Raw genomic sequence first — 20693 nt, forward strand, 5'->3', positions numbered from 1 at the left:
ATCGCTAGCGGGCCTCGGTGGCCGCGGCGATGATCTTCTTCACCTCCGCCAGCATCTCGTCCGTCTCGGCGTGCTGCGACCGCTCGGCGAAGTACGCCGACAGCCGCTCCGAGCCCGGCTGGATCCGGGCGCTCTCCTCGCGCACCACGACGCGGAAGACCGGCCGGTCGGCGCTGCCGGCGAGATCGACGCTCCCGTCGGTGGGGAGCGCGTCGCGCCGGTAGATCGCGACCCGCTCGTCCCGGAACAGCGCGCGGAGGCCCGAGAGCTGCTCCGGGCTCAGCGCGCCGCCGAGCGCCACCTTCCCCTTGGACCCCTCGAACGTCCCGCTCAGGTCGATCCAGAGGACGGTCTGCTCGCCGGCGCCGCGGCTCACCTCGAGCTGCGCCCAGGGCGCCGGCGGGATGTCCGAGCCGCGATGGCCAGCGCACCCCGCCGCGCACAGCGCGCCCCACAGGCAGCCGGCGAGCGCCGCCCTCCTAGCACGTGATGATCTTGCCACCATTGCTCGTGATGTTGAAGCACGGGTCGACGTCGAACATCGTGTTCAAGATCCGGTTCGCCTCGTCCCTCGCGAAGTCCTTCATCGTCGATGAGCTGTGCGCCGCGTCCGCCTCGGCGGCATACCACCACAGCCACAGGACCTGGTAGCCGACCGCGCCCCTCCCGCTCGGCGACCCGACCCCCGAGCAGCCGTCCATGTACTTCTCGTCGCACGAGTCGCTCTTCGCCGGGCAGGCGTTGCTGCCGTCGTTGCCGTTGTGACCGCACCAGTCCGCGTGGCGCGCCTCGTGGATCAGCGTGCCCGCGCGCTCCACCACGTTCTCGTTGAAGAAGAACGGCATGTAGAGCTCGGTGCGGTTGTCGACGAACACGCCCCAGGTCGTCCGCGCCCGCGCCGTCCCGTCGCCGCACCGCCCGTCGAGCTCGTCGATCTCGCGCATGGCGTAGTTGCCGCCCCAGCGCAGGATATTCCCCTTGAAATCGTTCGTCTTGGTCGGCTGGTTGGGCGACGCGTAGCTGAGGAGCTGGATCGCCTGGAACGTGCGCGCCAGCGGCCTCTTCAGATCGCACGGGGCCTCCCAGCCGAAGCCGCCGTCCCAGTCTCCCTTGTCGAAATCGTAGGCGTCCCAGAAGAAGTCGACCCACGGCTGCGTGCACCAGAAGCTCTTCTGCACCGCGGGCTCGGTGTTCCTGATGGTGTCGCACGTCTGGGCGCGGGCCTCGGAGGAGAGGCCAAGGAGCAGACAGAACGCAAGAGTCGCTTTGATCGTCGTTCGCATGGTCAATCCCTCATCGAGCATCGGTGGCCGGGGTGTCGATCCGAGGCGTCACACGGAATTCAAGAGAGCCGGGCGTGTCCGGCTGCACCGGTCGCCCGGCGTTCGGGTTCAGGTCGGTGGTGTCGGCGACGTCCTCGGCGCGCGCCGTCCGGCCGTCGACGAACCGGACGCCGCCGATGTCGATGCCGAGCGCGTAGAGGCTCGCCGCCGCCGGCCTGCCCATGAGGCCGCCGAGCGCGTAGATGGCCCGCAGCTCGGACGCGGCGCCGAGCTTCTCGAGCCCGGCGATCGCGCGCAGGCGGACGCGGACCTCGTCCGCGAAGAGCTCCTCGTCCGCGCCGGGCTCGGGGAGGGGAGACCTCGCGATCGCGTCGAGCGAGCGGATGGCCTCGCGGAACCCGAGGGCGCCGAGCAGGTGCGCCGCGCGCCACCGCATCTCGCCGGGCCGCGCCGGCTCCTCCGGATCGGGCGGCGCCGACAGCGACCAGGCGCGGTAGGCCGAGACGGCCCCGGTGACGACCTCCGGACCGACGGCCCTGAGCTCCCGGAGGGACACCTCGTAGGAGCGCTCGTCCCCGAGCTCTCCCATCAGCGAAAGGTGCCTGTTCACCATCGCCCGGATGCAGTCCCTGTCGCACTCGAGCGACTGCGACTCCACCCCTGTGTCCTCCGCCGGGTCTGGCTCGGCGGGCGCAGCGCAGCCCGCGAGCAAGGAGAGGAAGACGAGCGTCAAGGATGCTCTGCTGGATGTCAATCTCATGCGTTCACCTCTGGTTGCGTTCATGTGAAGACGATCCTCGCGCCTCGGCGGCAGCGCGCAGGCAAGCCTGCGCGCGAGGCGCGCCCGGGAGAGGGGAGATCGAGACGTCAACGGGGCCCCCTCGACGCCCGTTGCGGTCATGGTGGAAGTCGCCGGGTCAGCGACTCAGGTGGCTCGAGCAGCGCGACGTACTGACCAGCGCGAGCAGCGCGACCGACCTGAGCTACCGAATAGCAACTTCAGGTCCATGCTCTGCAAGCCGCGCTGGCCGGCCGGGCAGGGCGCTGCTCGCGACGGCGATCGGCGCGAGATGGTCGACATGAGGCGGGGAAACAAGGTGTTTGCTCGCGGGGCGAGCGCCGGGGTGGAGCGAGGATCGAAAGGACGCCGAGAACCCGGCGCGGCCGCTCTCGTCGCCCGCTGGAGGCTATGACCTCCATGTGTGGAGGCTGGCGCCTCCAGCGCCGCGCCGGTCCTGGCGCACATCTTCCGGAAAGGTGCCCTTCGCTCGCGCGCCGCTGAGCACCTGCTGCTTACGCGGTACCGTCCAGATTGGTTTCGTTCCGCTTCCACCCGCGCCCCGGGCTGGTGTTCCATGGAACGGTCCCCCACCCACGCGCGAGGCCGATCCCGTGCCCCCTGCCGCATCGCCCAACTTCGCCTTTCTCGCCCACCACGACCCGCGCCTCGTCGTCCTCGGAACGCAGGCGGAGCGCTACTTCGCCGAGGACCCGAACACCTGCCTGGTGAAGCTGCGGCAGTTCGGCGAGATCCTCGCGCAGCGCGCCGCCGCGCGCCTCGGGCTCTACGCGTCGCCCGAGGACAACCAGGCCACGCTGATCAGCCGCCTCCGCGAGCGGGGCGCGCTCGACGCGACCACGCGGCAGCTCTTCCACGACCTGCGCGTCGCCGGCAACAAGGCGACCCACGAGATCCGCGGCGACCACCGCGAGGCGCTGCACCAGCTCAAGATGGCGCGCGAGCTCGCCGTCTGGTTCCAGCGCTCCTTCGGGAACAGCAGGAAGTTCGACCCCGGCCCCTTCGTGCCGCCCCCCGACCCGGCGAAGGAAGACGCCGCGCTCGCCGCCGAGCTCGAGCGGCTGCGCGCAGAGCTGGCCAGGAGCAAGGTCGACATCGAGGCCGTCCGCGCGGCAGCCGAGGAGGAGGGGAAGAAGCGCCTCACGGCCGAGGAGCGCGCCCGGAAGGCGGCCGAGGACGGGGCGCTCTGGGAAGCCCTCGCCACCGAGGCCGAGCAGAAGCGGGCGAAGGACGTCGAGGCCTTCGAGCGCCAGAAGGCGCAGCTCGCGGCCGAGCTCGCGGCCCTCCAGGAGCAGGCCGCGGCCGCGCCGCCTGCCGCCATCCAGGCCGTGGTCGAGCGCGCCGCCGAGGCGGCGCAGGCGATCCTCCTCGACGAGGCCGCCACCCGCCGGATCATCGACGCGCAGCTCCGCAATGCGGGCTGGGAGGCCGACTCCGAGCACCTGGACTACCGGCGGGGGACGAGGCCGCAGAAGGGGAAGAACCTCGCGATCGCCGAGTGGCCGACGGAGACGGGCCCGGTCGACTATGCGCTGTTCGTCGGGCTCGAGGTGTTCGCGGTCGTCGAAGCGAAGAAGATGAGCGTGGACGTGGCCAATGTCCTCAAACAGCAGACGGTCCGCTACAGCCGCGGTCTCACGCTCGAGGGCGAGGCCAGGTTCGCGGGCGGTCCGTGGGACAAGGGGCACCGAGTGCCGTTCCTCTTCGCCACCAACGGGCGGGCGTATCTCAAGCAGATCGAGACCAAGAGCGGTATCTGGTTCCGCGACGCGCGGCGTTCAACCAACCTCGCGCGCCCGCTCGAGGGCTGGTACACGCCCGAGGGGCTCGTCGCGCTCTTCAAGCAGGACATCGCCGCCGCCCACGCCCGGCTCGAGAGCGAGCCCACGGGCTACCTCGACCTCCGCGACTACCAGATCCGCGCCATCCGGGCTGTGGAGACGGCGATCGAGGGCGGGCAGCGCGCGTGCCTCGTGGCGATGGCCACGGGGACGGGGAAGACGCGCACGGCCATCGGGCTCGTCTACCGGCTGATCAAGGCCCAGCGGTTCCGGCGCATCCTCTTCCTCGTCGACCGGAGCGCGCTCGGGGAGCAGACGGTGGACGCGCTCAAGGACGTGCGGCTCGAGAACCTGCAGACGTTCGCGGAGATCTACAACATCAAGGGGCTCGAGGACGCGCGGCCCGACGCGGGCACCAAGCTGCATGTCGCGACCATCCAGGGCATGGTCAAGCGCGTCCTCGACCCGAAGGTGGAGGGCGACGTGCCGTCTGTCGACCAGTACGACTGCATCGTCGTCGACGAGTGCCACCGCGGGTACACGCTCGACCAGGAGATGAGCGACGTCGAGCTGCGCTTCCGCAGCGACGACGACTACGTCTCCAGGTACCGGCGCGTGCTCGATCACTTCGACGCGGTGAAGATCGGCCTCACGGCCACGCCCGCGGCGCACACCAAGGAGATCTTCGGCAAGCCGGTCTTCCTCTACTCGTACCGGGAGGCGGTGATCGACGGCTGCCTCGTGGACTACGAGCCGCCGGTGCCCATCGTCACCGAGCTCGCGAAGAAGGGGATGATCTGGAAGCGGGGCGAGAAGATGCGGCTCTTCAACCCGCGCACCGCCGCCGAGGAGCTTGTCGACGTCAAGGACGAGGTGAAGGTCGACATCGACGGCTTCAACAGCAAGGTGATCACGAAGAGCTTCAACGAGGTCGTGTGCGCCGAGCTCGCCAGGCACATCGACCCCACGCTCCCGGGCAAGACGCTGATCTTCTGCGTCAACGACGCCCATGCCGATCTTGTCGTCTCGCTGCTGGAGGCGGCGTTTGTCGAGCGGTACGGCAGCATCGAGGAGGGCACGGTGGCCAAGATCACCGGACACCCCAGCGTCGATCGCCCGCTCCAGCTCATCCGGCACTTCAAGAACGAGCGTCTGCCCAGCGTGGCCGTCACCGTGGATCTGCTCACCACCGGCATCGACGTCCCGAAGATCTGCAACCTTGTCTTTCTGCGGCAGGTCAAGAGCCGCATCCTCTACGAGCAGATGATCGGCCGGGCCACGCGGCTCTGTCCGGAGATCGAGAAGGCGAGCTTCCGCATCTTCGACGCGGTGGCGCTCTACGAGAACTTCGACCAGCTCACCTCGATGACGCCGGTGGTGAACGACGTGAGCCTCTCGTTCCAGAAGCTCGTGGACGAGCTCCGGACGGAGAAGGACGCCGAGGTGCGGGCGGTGGTGCTCGAGCAGCTCATCGCGAAGCTCCAGCGCAAGCGGCAGGTGCTCAAGGGCGAGGGCCTTGCCCGGTTCGAGGGCATCGCGGGGGCGTCGCCGGCCGAGGTCGCACGCCAGCTCAAGGCGGGGACGCCGGACGCGGCGGTGGAGTTCTTCGCCCAGCACGGGTATCTCGTCAGGCTCCTCGACAACAAGCTCGAGGCCGGCCGGCCGATGATCGTCTCGGACCACGCCGATCGGGTGATCGAGGTGGGGCACGGCTACGGTAAGGCGGCGCGGCCGGACGATTACCTGGACAGCTTCGCGGCCTACCTCCGCGACCACAGCAACACGCTCCCGGCGCTCGTCCTCGTCACGCAGCGCCCGCGCGATCTGACCCGGGAGCAGCTCCGGGAGCTCAAGCTCGCGCTCGACGGGGCGGGCTACAGCGAGGCGATGCTGCGGACCGCGTGGCGGAACAAGAGCAACGCCGACATCGCCGCCTCCGTCATGGGCTTCATCCGGCGGGCCGCGCTCGGCGACCCGCTGGTGCCCTACGGCGAGCGGGTCGACCGGGCGGTGGCGAAGATCGCCCAGAGCCGCGCGTGGACGCCGGTGCAGCGCCGCTGGCTGGAGCGCATCGGCAAGCAGATCAAGGCCGACGAGGTCGTGGACCGGGCGGCGCTCGATCGCGGGCAGTTCCAGGCCGACGGCGGCTTCCAGCGGATCGACAAGATCTTCGACGGGCAGCTCGAGAAGGTGCTGGGCGATCTGAAGGAGGCGATCTGGGAGAGGGCGGCGGGCTGACTGTGATACGGAGGGCGCGCCGACCATGACCACCGCCGACATCGTCCGCAAGCTCTGGGACCTGTGCCACGTCCTCCGGGACGACGGCATCACCTACCACGAGTACCTCACCGAGCTGACGTACCTGCTCTTCCTCAAGATGGCGAAGGAGACGGGCACGGAGAAGGAGCTGCCCAAGGGGTATCGCTGGGACGATCTCTCGGGCAAGACGGGCGTTGCGCTGCTCACCTTCTACCGCGCCACGCTGCTCCACCTGGGCACCGAGGCGTCGGGGCGCGTTCAGGCGATCTTCGTCAACGCCAAGACGTCGATCAAGCAGCCGAGGAACCTCGAGACCCTGGTGAAAGAGATCGAGCGGCTCGACTGGTACTCGGCGCGCGAGGAGGGCCTCGGCAACATGTACGAGGACCTGCTCCAGCGGAACGCGAGCGAGAAGAAGTCGGGCGCCGGGCAGTACTTCACCCCGCGGCCGCTGATCGACTGCATGGTGCGGCTGGTCCAGCCCAAGGCGGGAGAGCTGGTGCAGGACCCGGCGGCGGGGACGGCGGGGTTTCTGATCGCGGCGGACCGATACATCAAGGCGGATGACAAGATCTATGCGCTGAGCCAAAGCGAGCAGGAGTTCCAGCGAAAGAATGCGTTCTACGGCATGGAACTGGTGGAGGACGCGCACCGGCTGGCGCTGATGAACCTGATGCTGCACGGCATCGAGGCGAACCTGGTGCGCGGGGACACGCTCGCATCCGACGGCGAGCGGCTGGCGCCTGCGGACGTGATCCTGACGAACCCGCCCTTCGGGACGAAGAAGGGGGGCGGGCTGCCGTCGCGGAAGGACTTCACGTATCCGACCTCGAACAAGCAGCTCGCGTTCTTGCAGCACATCTATCGCAGCCTGAAGCCGGGCGGGCGGGCTGCGGTGGTGCTCCCGGACAACGTGCTCTTCGAGGAGAACACCGGGGCGCAGATCCGGGCCGACTTGATGGACAAGTGCGATCTGCACACGATCCTGCGGCTGCCGACGGGGATCTTCTACGCGCAGGGGGTGAAGACGAACGTGCTGTTCTTCACGCGCGGGGAGGAGCGCAAGGACAAGGGGAACACCAGGACGGTGTGGGTCTATGACCTGCGGGCGAACATGCCCTCGTTCGGGAAGCGGACGCCGCTCGGGCAGGAGCACTTCGCGGAGTTCGAGAAGGCGTTCGGGGGGGATCCGTACGGGAAGAGCCGGCGGAAGGATCAGGGGGTGGAGGGGCGGTTCAGGAGGTTCACGCGGGAGGAGATCAAGGCGCGGGGGGATAACCTCGATATAGCCTGGCTCAAGGACGAGAGTGTTCATGGGGCGGACGACCTCCCGGAGCCGGAGGAAATCGCGGCCGAGATTCTGGAGAAGCTGCGGACCGCGACGCAGGAGATGGAGGCGCTCAGCGCTTTGATCGAGGTCGGTCGATGAGCGCTCGGCCTGAAGGGTGGGCGTCAGCGACCGTTGGCGAACTGTCGACACTGATCCAGTATGGCTCGTCTGCGAAAACGAGCGAATCGTCTACTGGGGTCCCGGTCCTGCGGATGGGCAATATCGTGGAAGGGAGACTCGTATTCGGCGAGCTCAAAATTCTTCCTAAAGACCATCACGAATTTCCTGAGCTGCTGCTCCAACCACAGGACGTGCTCTTTAATCGCACGAATAGCCCTGAACTGGTGGGGAAGACGGCGGTCTATGAGGGGTATCCCGCTCCTTGCTCGTTCGCCTCTTATTTGTTGCGCGTTCGGCTTCGCGGCTACGAGCCGAAGCTGCTTGCCCATTATATCAATTCATGGGAGGGCAGGAACTGGATCTCGTCAGTCGTGAACCAGCAGGTTGGCCAAGCCAATGTCAATGGCTCCAAGCTGCGAGAGCTGACGGTCCCCGTGCCGCCAATCGAGGAGCAACGCCGCATCGTCGCCAAGATCGAGGCCCTCACCGCCAAGAGCCGCCGCGCCAAGGAGGCGCTCGACGCCATCCCCGCGCTCGTCGAGCGCTTCCGCCAGTCCGTGCTCGCAGCCGCCTTCCGCGGCGATCTCACGGCAGACTGGCGGGAGAAGAACCCCGACGTGGAGCCGGCCGAGGAGCTGCTCAAGCGGATCCGCGCCGAGCGGCGGCGGCGGTGGGAGGAGGCGGAGCTCGCCAAGATGCGGGCGAAGGGGAAGGCGCCGGGGGACGACCGGTGGAAGGAGAAGTACGAGGAACCAACGCCGGTGGATGCGAGCGAGCTACCGGAAGTGCCAGACGGTTGGGCGTGGGCACGGATTGCGGAACTGGGTCAAGACCCGCTAGCACCAGTGCAAACCGGTCCGTTCGGCGCACAGCTTCATAGTAGCGAATTCGTCGTAACAGGCGTGCCAGTAATTGCGGTCGGGAATCTCACTGGAGTTGGATTTACGGATCAGGGCCTTTACTACGTTACAGAAGAGAAGGCTCGGCAGCTCTCTCGTTATGACGTGCAGGCGGGAGATGTTTTGTTTGCTCGGTCGGGTGCGACACTGGGAAAAGTTTGTGTGGCACCGGGCCATGTTCGCGATTGGCGAATGACGGGCCACATACTTCGTTTCCGAGTGAATCAAGAGGTTGTTGCGCCAGAGCTTGTTGTTTATGCGCTGTCGGGTGCACCGTACGTAAAAAACCAAGTCGCATCCGGTATTCGTGGGATGACCCGTCCTGGGTACAATACTGACTTGCTTGAGCGAATTCTCGTCCCTGTGCCTCCGCGAGCCGAGCAGGTGAAGATTCTGCGACGATTGGGGTACATCTTTCAACGCATAGAATCGTTGAAGGATCAACATGCTGATCTTGCTCGCATTCTTGGCGATTTGAGTCGAGCCATCCTCGCCAAAGCCTTCCGCGGCGAGCTCGTCCCCCAGGACCCGAACGACGAGCCCGCCTCTGCCCTCCTCGAACGCCTCCGCGCCGAGCGCGAGCAGAACGGCCAGCCCACCACCGGCGCCGGCCGCCGCCGCGCCGGCGCATCCCCGCCTCCTGCCCCATCCACCCCCGCCGAGCGAGGGAGGAGACCCCAGGCAAGCCGCCGAAGCCAAGCTCCAGCGCGTTCTCGAGGATAGCCGCCAGCTCCAGGTGCCCCACGAGCTCTCATCCATCGGGAACAAGCCTGCGGCCATTGTCATTCCTCAGGAGTGCCGAACCGAGATCACGAGTACCGCACAGCCTGTACCACCAGGCTATCCGCTGTAGCGGCGAGGCCTCTCATGACCATGCGCAGCTCCCTTCTGTTCGCACTCGTCGCCGGCATCGTCGGCGTCTTCATCGGGCGCGCCATGCCGCGCGGCGCACCGCTCGCCCAGGCGCTCGAGAGCGCATCGACCTCGTCGTCCCCTGTGCCATCGTCGCCCATCGCCGCGGCGCCTACCCGAGACGACTGCAAGGCCGAACGCACCGAGCTCGCCTCGACGAAGGCGCAACTGGCCATCTGCATGGCCTTCGTCGCGCCGGTCCACAAGGCCGAGCCGTCCAGCGTTCCCGAGCGAACGGCGCACAACACGCCAGCGTTAGATCCTGCCGATCCCCAACGCACGCCAAGCGCCACGGAGATCCGGCGAAACCGCGAGCTCCTCGACAGCTATCCCGAGGCTGTGATCGTCCAGCATCCGGACGGGACGACCGGTGTCTACAGGCCAGAAGAATGGCCGAACGACGGTGATGGAGTCATTGTCGCACGCAAACTGCCAAGCGGGGAAATTGGATGGTATGCCGGACCAGAGGCCGGGCCGCGTTCAGATCCTGCCGCGTTCCGGCGGCTGGAGCTTCCAGAGGTGACGCCTCCCGCCATCGTGCGCGGAGCGGGCGGGACGCTCACGGTGAACGGGAAGCCTGGCGCACCTGCGTTGCAGAGAATGTTCCCCGGAACGCCCAGACCGGCAGCGCAGTAGGTGCGGATTTCACGCCATCGTGATCACAGAGATCACCGCTGCGTGATCGCTCGGATCAGCGCATCGTGATCACCGGGATCAGCATCGTGATCGGCGGGATCACGGTCGTGATCGCGCGGATCGCCGCTCGTGATCGCGCTGGTGCATCCTGCGCGGCCCACGAGGCGGAGGCGTAGCGGCGCTGGACGTAGGGTCCACCCACCCGGGCATCAGAGGAGGGTCACAGGTGACGACGGCGCGCTCACCCGACGCTTCGCTTCCCCGAATAGCGGAAGCACGTCAGGGGAGGACGGCGCGGATCTCCACGACGGCTACGACGAAGCTTCGGACTCCGAGTCCACGGGCCAACTCGCCAGGAAGCTGGAGGCCCAGGCTACCATGGCGGCCGGCGGCTCGCCTTCACCGTCCCACGACGCGACCAGCGCCTCGAGCTCGCGCTTGGCCGCCATGGCGCGGAGAGTCTCCGGCGATTCGTCGTGCGGACGCATGCGCGCAAGCTCCTGTAGCATCTTATCCTTGTGCAGGAATCCATCCGTCGATGCCGACAAAAAGACGGCTAACGACTGTCGTTCTGGCTCCGGCAGCTTTCGAGCGATCGCTGGTAACCTGAGGATCAATCCAATCTGGTGGTGCGCCCGGAGCACGGTAAGGACATCGACAAACCGTTCCGTGAGGCTGCTCGCATCGACTTCCGCGCGAGGTGCCGGCTCTTCGGACGACGACGGTTTCACCCATGTATGCTGGTCCGAGAACAAGCAGTCGTAGAGTCTGACCTCACCGGGAAGTCGCACGCCTGTCGTCACATCCGGCACGAGGACGGTTCCGACCTCCGGCGGCATGCGCTCGCAGCCGAAGGTCGCTTCGATCTCATGGGCGATCCAGTCCGCGCACGGCTGCTCGTCGGGCGACAGATCGAAGGCGACGTATCGCCGGGTTGCGGTGACGGTCCTTGGGCTGTCGTGGTGCGGGTTCGAGATGAGCCACGGGTCGGCCGGGCTTCGAGATACGATGAATAGCATGCCCCGAAAAGAGACCGTGAAAGAGTCCCTTGGCTCCTTCACTATTTCGACCGTACGCGAGCTGTGGACAATGTAGTAAGGAGCAAGAAAGCTTATCTGAAACCACAGCGGATCACCGGTAGGCTTTCGAAGGTCAATCGTGAAGGAATAGCAGCCATCACAGCCACCGGAGGTGAGATGCAGCGAGTGGTTTCTGAGCATGCCAGGGAAGCGGTCTCCGATGCGACGCAGCATGGAATTCCATCGCTCGTCCTTTGATGCTTGAATCCGCGCGGCCACGAGCCGGGCGTGCTCTTCGGTCTGTCGGATGAGCTCTTCGTCGACATCATTGGTGATTCCAGCGCTACGGGGGTAGTATTGGTACACAATGTCTAGTAGTTGGTCGAGGCTGTGTTTCATGGATTCTGGATCCTGGCGCCGAGGGGTTTGTAGTAATCGCTTCCAAATTGCTCTGTCATCCTGGCCTTGAGCGTCCTGCAGAATATACCAGGAGGGAGATCTTCGCCTCCATCCTTTTTGTACACTTCATTCGCTGACCAATTTGCCACGTCAGCGCTGATGCTGGCTGCCCTGTCCGCCGAGATCTTCCCCCAGACCTCGGTTCGCAATGGCATCCCGATGTGAACCATGCACGCATCGTCGCCCTCTTGATTGTGGGCAAAAACCAGGTGTGCCTTTGCCTCCTGCCAACCACCCGCGACTGTCCCATCGTGGGCAACGATCGTAACAAAATTGAAAGCCCGTGGGTCGATCGGCTTGACGCCTGTGCACCCCATGCTTGGAGCGCCGCTCTGCTGGCAGGGATCCGGCGGGCTCGTCGGGCTAGCTGTCGGCACCTCCGAGCTGTCGCTCGGGCTTTCCTCTTCGTCGTCGTCCTCCGTTTTGTTGCACTGGATCTTCTCCTTGTCGCCATCCTGCGGGCCTTCCGGCGGCGCAGCCCCGAAGTCCCCCGATGCGCTGGAGCTGAAGATGGGAACGGGCGGCCCGACTGGTCCACCTGCGCCCTCACCCTTCACCCACTCCTCGCGGGGATAGCAGTCCCCTACCGTCCAGTTGCATGCCGTCAGCATGCAGATGGCAGTGCCTACAATCGTCAGCAAAGTTGCTTTTGCGTTCATCTTATGCTCCACCGAAGCACAGGACCGACAACGACGAGCACGGACACATAACCTGGGAGCACGAGGCTGCTCCCGCCGACCCAATCCACATTGGCGCTCAGCGACACGCCGAGCGGTCCTGCAGCGTACGCGTTGGTTTGCGCATGCGCGCCTACCGCCATCCCGGCAACGTGCCCACACAATGTACTTCCGCAAGCCGGCATGAAGTAGATCGCGACGGATGGGCCAGCGCTGAAATCGACATTCTTCCAGCCATATCCGAGAGCGGCGATGATGCTATTGTAGACGCCGGCCCCACCCGTCTGGATAGGAGGCACGACGCTGAGCAGATCGTGAACATTGAATAGGATGTTACCGTTGATGCGCCACGATATTCCCGCGTGTGGGCTCACCGCCAGGTGCGTCACGGTGCCAGCCTGGATCCCCCCGAAGCTGATTCCGGCACTCAGCTCGGACGCGTCTGCCTGCGTCGGGACGACACTGAGCAGTAGAGCGAACACTGCCGACGATGAAATCTGCCGGTCTGTCGTGCTCATCGTCTCCCTCACATTCGTCAGAAACACGCGAGCAGCGTGGCGACGCGCCCCATTCTTCTGATCACGGGATCGGCGTCAAACGGAATCTAGACGAGAACACGACACGGGCCAGAGGTCGTCCCGTCCAGAGCGTGCGCCAGTGCGCGGCCACCTGCGCGGCTCCAGCGCGTGTCGGCCTGCTGGCGCCACCTGCCTGTCCACACTGCCGCGAGAGCGCGCTACCGGCCACGCGCCGCGGGCTGCGCGTGTCGGCTGCGAGCCCGACCCAGCGCGGAGCCGGGCGCAGGCAGCGGTGACCGCGCGCTGTGACGGCCACGCGCGTGGCGCGGCACGACGTCGCTCGCGCGTCCGCGTCGGCGCGAGCGTCGCCCGTCGTGGCCCCATCGGCGGGTAGCCATGAGACCGGCCATGGATGGCTTGATAAGGCTTCGCGGGCCACGCAGCCCGGACGATCCCACGGGCCGCTCCGCTGCAAGGGCGGGCCGCGCCGCACGGCTCACGATCTTGCGGTGCGACGACCACGGCCCGCTCCGGGCTCGCGTCGGGATCGTGTGCCAGACCGGGCCAGCCCTCTCGCCGGATGTCAGGGTTCCGGCGCGCGCGGCGCGCGGCGCCTCGTCCTCGCCGCGCGTGCCGCCTCGGAGCCCAGGAGCCCCCGATCGGACGCCCGCGCGGCACGGCGAATGCTCGGGGACCGGCATGATGCGAACCCTACGAACCTGCGCTCCGCTCTTCGCCCTGGCCCTGACCTCGACCCTCGGTTGCCAGACCTCCTCCACCGATCCGCCGAACGAGGACCCGAACCCGGATCCGGGAGGCGAGACGTGCGACGACACGCCCGGATGTGTGGTCGCCTCCGACAAACAGCGCATCTCGACCCCGGACGTTCCTGCGGAGGACCAGGCCGCGCTCGTCTCGGGCAACTCCGCGTTCGCGCTCGACCTCTACCAGCAGCTCCGCGAGAAGCCGGGCAACGTCTTTTACTCGCCCTACAGCATCTCGACGGCGCTCGCGATGACGTGGGCCGGCGCGAAGGGCGACACCGAGACGGCCATGGCCGGCACGCTGCACTTCGACCTGGGGCAGGACGACCTCCACCCGGCGTTCAACTGGATCGACCAGGAGCTCGAGAGCCGCGGTCAGGGCGCCCAGGGCGCCGACGGGAAGGGCTTCCGCCTGAACGTCGTGAACGCGCTCTGGGGGCAGATCGGCTATCCGTTCGAGACCGCCTTCCTGGACACGCTCGGGCTGAACTACGGCGCCGGAATGCACGTCGTCGACTTCGTTGGCCAGCCGCAGGAGTCGGTCGATCTCGTCAACGGCTGGGTCAGCGAGCAGACCGAGGGCAAGATCGAGAAGCTGGTGCCCGTCGAGGCGATCACCCCCGAGACGGTGCTGATCCTCACGAACGCCATCTACTTCAACGCGGCGTGGCGCACCCCGTTCGAGACCACCGCGACGGAAGACGGCCAGTTCGCGACGGCCGACGGGACCGACGTGACCGTGCCCCTGATGCACGGCAGCCTGGAGATGCCGTACGCCGAGGGCGACGGCTACAAGGCGGTCGCGATGCCCTACGACGGGGACGAGCTGTCGATGGTGATCATCCTGCCGGAGGCGGGCACGCTCGACGCGTTCGAGGCGTCGCTCGACGCGGCGAAGGTCGACGGCATCGTCAGCGCGATGAGCGAGCACCTGGTCGACACAACGATGCCGAAGTTCAAGTTCGAATACAAGCTGAGCCTGAAGGACACGCTGAAGGCGATGGGGATGGAGGTCGCGTTCACGCCCGGCGCCGCCGACTTCACCGGGATCAACGCCGGTGGAAAGCCCTTCATCCAGGACGTCATCCACAAGGCGTTCGTCGGCGTGAACGAGGCCGGCACCGAGGCGGCGGCGGCGACCGCGGTCATCGTCGGCGACGAGTCGGCGCCCCTGCCGGCGTCGCTCGCGCTCGTGAATCCCTTCCTGTTCCTCATCCGCGACAACGCGACCGGCAGCATCCTGTTCGTCGGCCGCATCGCCGACCCCAGCGCGAGCTGAGCACCGCGCGCCTCCTGCGGGGCCCTCCAACATCCCCTTCGCCACGTGCGTGCTTTCGCTGCCGGCAGCAGCGGCCTGTTGGGAGGGAGACAGAGAAAGAGAGAGTACACAGGGAGGCGGGGAGGCGGGGAGGAGAGAGAGAACAGATAAGGGTGGGAGGCGAGAAATGGGGACCATCGTTCGAGCTCCCTCGGGGCCGGCTGACGTTGTCGTCGAGGAGAAGCTCGTGCTGGAGCTCGAGGCCGTCTGATCCCGGCTCTCGCCTCCCCGCCTCCCCGCCTCCCTGTGAATCTCTCCCTCTCCATCTTCCTCTCTGCCCAACGTCCGTGCGTCGAGATGCCGGGGCTTGCCCGCGCCCCAGGGGGCGCGAATTGGGCGGGGTATCCCCCGCCAACGAAATTTCTCCGCCTTGGCAACCTCCGCGCGTGTAGCTGCTTCGCTGAGTGTATCTGTGTTCTTGGCCTGCGCGCCGTCCCACAACGCGTTCATGCGGCCGATGACGTCTACGCCATGCTGTCGCTGGCCTCTTCGGCCGTTGCGCTGGGTCACTGTCTCCCCGCCTGCCTGTTCAATTTTCCGCTGAGAAGGGCCGCAAAAATCAAGCTGCAGCAGCGATAGCACTGTTCCACTCCTCGAACGCCGCCGTTTCAGCTCGCTGTCTGGCGTCGCCTACGGTGTCGCCGCATACTCTGGACGTGATCCCGGCGCGGTCGCGGGGCGGGCGGGATGCGCCTGTCTCCGGACGCACCAGGGAGTCCCTGCGCCCGGCCACGCGCTTGGTCTGGAAACATAACTCATCCTAACAATATATCGGCGAACAAATGAAAAACATCTCTCATACGATGCTCATGCGCGCCCTGATCTGCGGCCTTGTCGTCGGAGGCATCTCGCTGAGCGCACCCGCCGAAGCTCAGGCGGTGGAGTACGGAGTCTACGAAGGCGAAACCTGCCCCGCAGGATACACGCCTTTGACCCCACTCGACGCCTTCTGGACGTTTGCCTTCAGCTGCGATGAGCTCCCCTATTCAGGGGTCTTTCGCATCGCAGACGGGTCTTCGATCGATGGCCCGTGGAACGGCTGCCAGCAGCACGCCGACGATACCCGCGAGCTGGACTACATCCTCTGCAAGCCCAACTACGAGCTCTTCGAGATCGGCGGGACTACCTTTGCGGTCGTGAGAGGCGGAGAGCAGTGCCTGGAAGGCTTCGAGCACGCGGATTTCGCCACCGTCTCCGCCAACTCGGCGGAGATCTGCTCGCACGTCGGGCTCTGGGGGATCGCGAGGATCGGTGGAGGGGGCTCCATCGACGGTGCAGGTTACGATTGCAACGTCCGCGCGACGGACCCTCGCCCGCTCGGTGATGCCATCTGCGTGGAAAGCGATTGACGCTCGAGGCGCTGGTCGCTGCGTAGCAGCATCAGGGCCAGGCGCGGCCCCTACGCCAGGCAGCAGAACGTCGACGGCTCCTTCCGCACCACGTCGCCGATCGGCTCGTCGCCGCTCGGGGCGCAGCCGCACGGATCCACGGCGACGATCTGAGAGTGCTTGTTCCCTCACCCTGGTCCTTGCCCCCGTTGAAGTGGATCGGCGTCCACGGGTCAGCCACGGAAGCCCGCGCCGCGGTGTTCAATTTGCCGGCTATCAGCGCCCATCCATGCCGACCGCGCCACCGTCGCGCGACGGGAGGCGCTGGCGACATCTGCTGAAGTCGTGCTAGATGAGCGTTCCGGGACCCCGCGCTGCTACGGGCGGTGCTCAGAACATCGGGAGAACACGTATGTCGTTGGCATCCACGTCGCGAAGGCTCGGTCGCGCCGCGGCCGCCATCGTCTTCATCGGACTGGCGTCGTGCCGGCCCGGAGGCACCAAGGCGTGCACGGAAGCCGCTTGCGGCGACGAGGTCGAGATCAAGTTCGAACCCGAGCTGGTAGCGCCCGGTCGCTATCATTTCATCGTGGATCTGGACGGCGTGACGCGGCGCTGCTCTGCATCCCTGCCCAACCCCAGCCAGCAGGAGATAATGCCCGAGTGCATGATCCGTCAGGGCGACGGCTCCCTGGCGGCCATCACGATCCCCCGCATGCAACCGAAGGTGGTCGCTCTCCGCGTGGTGCGTGACCAGGCGGTCCTCACGGATACCCGCGCGGCGCCGATCTATGCGGTCGAGCGGCCCAACGGTCCAGATTGCCCGCCCGAGTGCTCGGTCGGCCGTGTCACGGTGGAGATCAAAGAGCCGACCACGGAAGTCCATCGATGAGTCGATCCGGGCAACGGGCGGGGCTCACGGCCGCGGCCGTCGCAGGTGGTCGCCCTGGACGCCCTCGCCGAAGGATGTGGCGTATCGCCGCCGGCGGGGGCCTCGACCGGCGCGCCGCGCTGGATGCTCGCTGCGCTCGGGATCATCCATGTCGCGAGGCGGGCCGCCCGGCGGCCCCGCGGCGCGAAGCCTGCCTGAATCGCGCCGCGCGGCGGCCACCCTCCCGGGTGAGGCGAGCGGCGTCTGGGTGGCAAGTGGCTCTGTGGCGCTCGCGCGGCGCCTACGCGCCGTCGCTCGTGCCCCGAGGGGGCGTCGACCGGACCAGCACCTCGTGCAGCAGCCACAGGCCCGCGGCCGTGACCACCGCGAGCGTCCCGATCGACGGCAGCCCCACACGCGCGGCGAGCACGCCGCCGAGGCTCGGCAGGACCACGCCGCCGACCATGGCCGCGCTCGCCTGGAACCCGATCGCGTGCGCGGTGTAGGGGCCGAGCCGAGCCGGGGTGCGGGACATCAACGTCGGGTAGATCGGCGCGAGACCGAGCCCCGCCAGCATGAGCCCCGCGGCCCCTGGCCAGGCCGGGCCCACCGCGAACAGCACGGTTCCGAGCAGCGCCGTCAGCGTGGCCATGCGCAGGAGCCGGTCCGCGCCCACCCGATCGACCGCCATGCCGAGCACGACGCGCCCGACGCCGATGCTGCCCCAGTAGGCGCCCGCCCACACCCCGGCCGTCTCCGCCGCGACGCCGCGCGCCTCGGTGTTGAGCGTGAAGCTCCACTGCCCGAGCACCAATTCGAGGCCGGTGTAGAGGAAGAACACCGCGATCTGCAGCCACACGCGGCGCTGCCGCAGCGCCGCGGCGAGCGGGACGGGGACGCCCGGCGCCTCCTGCGGGCCTCCGGCGGCCGCCGCCCGCGCGCGGAACGCTCCCTTGACCACGGCAAAGGCCGTGGTCAGGACCAACATGATCGCGCCGATGATCGCGTAGCCCGAGCGCCATGAGCCGGTGGTCGCGAGCGCCGCCGTCGCGATGAGCGGGCCGAGCGCCGCGCCGACGCAGTAACAGGCGTGCAGCCAGTTCACGTGGCGGGCGGAGAAGTTGCTCGCCGCGTAGGTGTTGAGCCCCGCGTCGATCGCGCCCGAGCCGAGCCCGGCGATCAGCCCGCAGAGGATCAGCAGCGGCCAGGCCGGCGTCGTCGTGTAACCGAGCATGGCGACCGTGATGAGCCCGCTGCTGAGCGTCAGCAGCTTGCCCACGCCGAGCCGCTCCACGAGCTTCCCCGCCGCGACGCTGGACGAGAAATACCCGACGCCCGTCCCGACCAGGAGCGCGCCGAGCGCGCTCTGCGGGAGCGCGAACGCGGTGCGCAGCGAGGGCCACGTGACGCCGAGCACCGCGTCCGGCAGGCCGAGGCTCACGAATCCAACGTAGGTGAGGATCAGGAGCGGCGGCACGTGGGCGGCCTCTCCCCAGACGCCCCGCAGGCCATGGAGCGATGTGTCTTCCTCGAAGGATGCATGCGCCGGCGAGGTTACATCTTTTCCGCATGCCCGCCACCGGCGCGAGGCGGCCTCTTCGTCGCGTCGTCGCGTGGTGCACGGTCCTCTACGCGGTGATGCTCGACACGTTCGACCAGCAGTGGAGCCCGGCCCGCCACGCGCTTGACGACGAGGGCGGTGACGGCCTCGCGCACCTCGTCCGAGAGGTAGGGTAACACCCCGGTGCTGCCCAGCGGCGCGATCGCATGGACGCCGGCGGCGAGCAGGAGGACCGCCGGCGCGCGACAATATTTACTTGCGTGAATATACACGCTAGTGCATATTGCGCCCATGCCCAGCTCGGAGTTGTTCGAAGTGCTGGCCGACCCGACGCGGCGTCTCCTCGTGGAGGCGCTGCTCGACGGCGAGCGCGCGGTCGGTGAGCTCGTCGAGATCGTCTCGATCCAGCAGTCCGGCGTCTCGCGCCACCTGCGGATCCTCGGGGAGGCCGGGTTCGTCGCGGTGCGGGCGGAAGGCACGAGGCGCCTCTACTCGCTGCGCCCGGAGCCTTTCCGGCAGCTCGACGACTGGGTGGGGCGCTACCGGTCGCTCTGGGAGAAGCGCCTGGATCGGTTCGGTGATGCGCTCGAGGCGAGACGAACGGCGCGGAAGAGCGGGACCAAGAAAGGACGAAGTGAATGAACGCGATAGCCAATAAAGCCAGCATCCTCATCGAACGCACCTACCCGGCCTCGGTCTCGGAGCTCTGGGAGCTCTGGGCGACCAAGGACGGCTTCGAATCCTGGTGGGGTCCCGAGGGATTCCGGGTCGAGGTCCACGCGATCGAGCCGAAGGAGAACGGGCTCCTCCACTACACGATGATCGCCGACTCCCAGGAGATGATCGAGGCGATGAAGCGCGGCGGGCAGCCGACGTCCCACGAGGTGCGCGCCCGCTTCAGCGCCTTCTCGCCGGAGAAGGCGCTCACCATCACGAGCGTCATCGACTTTCTTCCGGGCGTCGAGGCCTACGAGAGCCACATCGACGTCCTCTTCACCCCGCTGGCGCACGGCGCGCACATGACCGTGACGCTTCACGCGATGCACGATCCGCACTTCACGGAGATGCAGAGAGCCGGCTTCACCAGCCAGCTCGGCAAGCTCGACAGACGCTACATGAAGTGAGCGTTCCGTCGCGGGACGCTCCACCTGGCCGGGAGGCTCGCCGGCGCGGGCGACCGCCGCGCAGCGGTGTGGCCGGCGACGTGATCGTCGGCCATGATGTCCACGTGCTGTATGTCCGCCACGTGCCGGGTCCGCCGCTCTCGGCGCACGTCGCCGAGCTCTGGTGCCTTTCGGCTGCTCCGCCCCGCGCGGCCGAGCGCATCCTGCCCTCGGGCACCCTCCAGCTCGTCGTCAACCTCGACGAGGACGAGCTTCGCATCCACGACGGCCCCGCCGTTCGCCGCCACGCCGGCGCCGTCGTGTCGGGCGCGTACCAGGCCTCCTTCGGCGTCGACACACGCCAGCACGCGTCGATGGTCGGGGTCCACTTCCGCCCTGGCGGCGCGTGGCCGTTCCTCGGCGCGCCGCCCGGCGCGCTGACCGACACGCACGTCGACCTCGCGGATCTCTGGGGGCGGCGAGCGGCGGAGCTCCGTGAGCGCCTGTGCGCGGCGCCGGACCCGCGCGCTCGCTTCGCGCTGCTCGAGCGCGCGCTGCTCGAGCGCCTGGCGCATGCGCGCCCCGGTCATCCCCTGGTGCCGCACGCGATCGCGGCGCTCGAGGGAGGCGAGCGGCGCGTCGCCGACGTGGCGGCCACGCTCGGCATCAGCCACCGCCGGCTCATCGACGTGTTCACCGCCGAGACCGGCCTCGCCCCGAAGGCCTTCGCCCGGATCACCCGCTTTCGGCGGGCGCTTTCGTCGGCCGAGAGGGAGCGCGATCCGGACTGGGCCCGGCTCGCCGCCGCGTCAGGGTTCTGCGATCAGTCGCACCTCATCCGCGAGTTCGTGGCCCTCTCCGGTGATTCGCCGACCGCGCTCATCGCCCAGTCCTCCCGCGAGCGCGTCAAGTTGCACCACATCGCCATCGCCGCGTCAGCCGCGCCGGAGGGGGCGCGGGGAAGGGGCCGGCGCCACGCGCGACCTCGAGGTGTCCTGATCGGATGACCGCGAAGGCCCGGCGCCGGGGCGCACCGCAGCGCGACCGGCGACGCGC

19 protein-coding genes are annotated in these 20693 nt (G+C 67.7%); 11 read left to right on the forward strand and 8 right to left on the reverse strand.

From position 1 onward, the window contains the following. Nucleotides 1–4 precede the first annotated feature (4 nt). The 3 genes from WME96_RS10975 to WME96_RS10985 form a co-directional block, all read right to left on the reverse strand. Nucleotides 5–376 carry a hypothetical protein gene (locus WME96_RS10975; RefSeq protein ID WP_437290095.1) on the reverse strand — a complete coding sequence of 124 codons (372 nt, stop codon included), beginning with the start codon at nucleotides 374–376 and terminating at the stop codon, nucleotides 5–7. Between the two features lie 103 nt (nucleotides 377–479). Beyond that, nucleotides 480–1283, reverse strand: coding sequence for a hypothetical protein (locus WME96_RS10980; RefSeq protein ID WP_437290096.1), 804 nt, complete (start codon nucleotides 1281–1283; stop codon nucleotides 480–482). A gap of 10 nt (nucleotides 1284–1293) precedes the next feature. After that, nucleotides 1294–2043, reverse strand: a complete 750-nt coding sequence (locus WME96_RS10985) for a hypothetical protein (RefSeq protein ID WP_437290097.1) — start codon at nucleotides 2041–2043, stop codon at nucleotides 1294–1296. Between the two features lie 632 nt (nucleotides 2044–2675). On the opposite strand from WME96_RS10985, the gene hsdR reads away from it, so the two are divergent. The 4 genes from hsdR (at nucleotide 2676) to WME96_RS11005 (ending at nucleotide 10019) form a co-directional block, all read left to right on the forward strand. Then, the gene (gene hsdR, locus WME96_RS10990; protein ID WP_437290098.1) at nucleotides 2676–6101 is read left to right on the forward strand and encodes a type I restriction-modification system endonuclease; all 3426 of its coding nucleotides are present in this window, start codon (nucleotides 2676–2678) and stop codon (nucleotides 6099–6101) included. A gap of 25 nt (nucleotides 6102–6126) precedes the next feature. Further along, entirely contained in the window at nucleotides 6127–7551 is a 1425-nt protein-coding gene (locus WME96_RS10995) for an N-6 DNA methylase (protein WP_437290099.1), read from the forward strand. Further along, the gene (locus WME96_RS11000) at nucleotides 7548–9194 is read left to right on the forward strand and encodes a restriction endonuclease subunit S (RefSeq protein WP_437290100.1); all 1647 of its coding nucleotides are present in this window, start codon (nucleotides 7548–7550) and stop codon (nucleotides 9192–9194) included. Before WME96_RS10995 ends, WME96_RS11000 begins: the two co-directional genes overlap by 4 nt. A gap of 144 nt (nucleotides 9195–9338) precedes the next feature. Continuing rightward, nucleotides 9339–10019: a hypothetical protein gene (locus WME96_RS11005; RefSeq protein ID WP_437290101.1), complete on the forward strand. Its 681-nt coding sequence runs from the start codon at nucleotides 9339–9341 to the stop codon at nucleotides 10017–10019. Nucleotides 10020–10074: 55 nt separating this feature from the next. Here WME96_RS11005 and WME96_RS11010 read toward each other — a convergent pair whose 3' ends face one another. From WME96_RS11010 to WME96_RS11025, 4 genes are all read right to left on the reverse strand, one after another. Continuing rightward, nucleotides 10075–10221: a hypothetical protein gene (locus WME96_RS11010; protein WP_437290102.1), complete on the reverse strand. Its 147-nt coding sequence runs from the start codon at nucleotides 10219–10221 to the stop codon at nucleotides 10075–10077. Between the two features lie 109 nt (nucleotides 10222–10330). Beyond that, complete coding sequence (locus WME96_RS11015; RefSeq protein WP_437290103.1) at nucleotides 10331–11437, reverse strand: hypothetical protein; 1107 nt, start codon at nucleotides 11435–11437, stop codon at nucleotides 10331–10333. Next, complete coding sequence (locus WME96_RS11020) at nucleotides 11434–12156, reverse strand: hypothetical protein (RefSeq protein WP_437290104.1); 723 nt, start codon at nucleotides 12154–12156, stop codon at nucleotides 11434–11436. Before WME96_RS11020 ends, WME96_RS11015 begins: the two co-directional genes overlap by 4 nt. Further along, on the reverse strand, nucleotides 12153–12692 hold the full coding sequence (locus WME96_RS11025) for a hypothetical protein (RefSeq protein WP_437290105.1): 540 nt from the start codon (nucleotides 12690–12692) through the stop codon (nucleotides 12153–12155). The genes WME96_RS11020 and WME96_RS11025 overlap by 4 nt, the downstream gene beginning before the upstream one ends. 702 nt (nucleotides 12693–13394) lie before the next feature. On the opposite strand from WME96_RS11025, the gene WME96_RS11030 reads away from it, so the two are divergent. From WME96_RS11030 to WME96_RS11040, 3 genes are all read left to right on the forward strand, one after another. Beyond that, the gene (locus tag WME96_RS11030; protein WP_437290106.1) at nucleotides 13395–14735 is read left to right on the forward strand and encodes a serpin family protein; all 1341 of its coding nucleotides are present in this window, start codon (nucleotides 13395–13397) and stop codon (nucleotides 14733–14735) included. Nucleotides 14736–15556: 821 nt separating this feature from the next. After that, complete coding sequence (locus tag WME96_RS11035) at nucleotides 15557–16123, forward strand: hypothetical protein (protein ID WP_437290107.1); 567 nt, start codon at nucleotides 15557–15559, stop codon at nucleotides 16121–16123. A gap of 391 nt (nucleotides 16124–16514) precedes the next feature. Next, nucleotides 16515–16994, forward strand: a complete 480-nt coding sequence (locus tag WME96_RS11040; protein ID WP_437290108.1) for a hypothetical protein — start codon at nucleotides 16515–16517, stop codon at nucleotides 16992–16994. Between the two features lie 280 nt (nucleotides 16995–17274). On the opposite strand, the gene WME96_RS11045 is transcribed toward WME96_RS11040, so the two are convergent. After that, nucleotides 17275–18450: an MFS transporter gene (locus WME96_RS11045; protein WP_437290109.1), complete on the reverse strand. Its 1176-nt coding sequence runs from the start codon at nucleotides 18448–18450 to the stop codon at nucleotides 17275–17277. A gap of 92 nt (nucleotides 18451–18542) precedes the next feature. Here WME96_RS11045 and WME96_RS11050 point away from each other — a divergent pair, with 92 nt between their 5' ends. From WME96_RS11050 to WME96_RS11065, 4 genes are all read left to right on the forward strand, one after another. Continuing rightward, nucleotides 18543–18710 (forward strand): hypothetical protein, encoded by a 168-nt coding sequence (locus tag WME96_RS11050; RefSeq protein WP_437290110.1) that lies wholly within the window; start codon nucleotides 18543–18545, stop codon nucleotides 18708–18710. A 115-nt stretch (nucleotides 18711–18825) separates the two neighbouring features. Then, on the forward strand, nucleotides 18826–19176 hold the full coding sequence (locus WME96_RS11055) for an ArsR/SmtB family transcription factor (protein ID WP_437290111.1): 351 nt from the start codon (nucleotides 18826–18828) through the stop codon (nucleotides 19174–19176). Beyond that, the gene (locus WME96_RS11060) at nucleotides 19173–19658 is read left to right on the forward strand and encodes an SRPBCC family protein (protein WP_437290112.1); all 486 of its coding nucleotides are present in this window, start codon (nucleotides 19173–19175) and stop codon (nucleotides 19656–19658) included. Before WME96_RS11055 ends, WME96_RS11060 begins: the two co-directional genes overlap by 4 nt. Nucleotides 19659–19726: 68 nt before the next feature. After that, entirely contained in the window at nucleotides 19727–20644 is a 918-nt protein-coding gene (locus WME96_RS11065) for an AraC family transcriptional regulator (RefSeq protein WP_437290113.1), read from the forward strand. Nucleotides 20645–20693 lie beyond the last annotated feature (49 nt).

Source organism: Sorangium sp. So ce406 (assembly GCF_051474675.1).
Classification (GTDB): Bacteria; Myxococcota_A; Polyangia; order Polyangiales; family Polyangiaceae; genus Sorangium; species Sorangium cellulosum_G.

Coding starts and splice junctions, on each gene's coding strand:
- WME96_RS11000 (WP_437290100.1), top strand. CDS start 7,548: ATGAGCGCTCGGCCTGAAGGGTGGGCGTCAGCGACCGTTGGCGAACTG.
- WME96_RS11060 (WP_437290112.1), top strand. CDS start 19,173: ATGAACGCGATAGCCAATAAAGCCAGCATCCTCATCGAACGCACCTAC.
- WME96_RS11050 (WP_437290110.1), top strand. CDS start 18,543: ATGCCCGCCACCGGCGCGAGGCGGCCTCTTCGTCGCGTCGTCGCGTGG.
- WME96_RS11040 (WP_437290108.1), top strand. CDS start 16,515: ATGTCGTTGGCATCCACGTCGCGAAGGCTCGGTCGCGCCGCGGCCGCC.
- WME96_RS11020 (WP_437290104.1), bottom strand. CDS start 12,156: ATGAACGCAAAAGCAACTTTGCTGACGATTGTAGGCACTGCCATCTGC.
- WME96_RS10995 (WP_437290099.1), top strand. CDS start 6,127: ATGACCACCGCCGACATCGTCCGCAAGCTCTGGGACCTGTGCCACGTC.
- WME96_RS10985 (WP_437290097.1), bottom strand. CDS start 2,043: ATGAGATTGACATCCAGCAGAGCATCCTTGACGCTCGTCTTCCTCTCC.
- WME96_RS11035 (WP_437290107.1), top strand. CDS start 15,557: ATGAAAAACATCTCTCATACGATGCTCATGCGCGCCCTGATCTGCGGC.
- WME96_RS11055 (WP_437290111.1), top strand. CDS start 18,826: ATGCCCAGCTCGGAGTTGTTCGAAGTGCTGGCCGACCCGACGCGGCGT.
- WME96_RS11030 (WP_437290106.1), top strand. CDS start 13,395: ATGCGAACCCTACGAACCTGCGCTCCGCTCTTCGCCCTGGCCCTGACC.
- WME96_RS11005 (WP_437290101.1), top strand. CDS start 9,339: ATGACCATGCGCAGCTCCCTTCTGTTCGCACTCGTCGCCGGCATCGTC.
- WME96_RS11025 (WP_437290105.1), bottom strand. CDS start 12,692: ATGAGCACGACAGACCGGCAGATTTCATCGTCGGCAGTGTTCGCTCTA.
- WME96_RS10980 (WP_437290096.1), bottom strand. CDS start 1,283: ATGCGAACGACGATCAAAGCGACTCTTGCGTTCTGTCTGCTCCTTGGC.
- WME96_RS11015 (WP_437290103.1), bottom strand. CDS start 11,437: ATGAAACACAGCCTCGACCAACTACTAGACATTGTGTACCAATACTAC.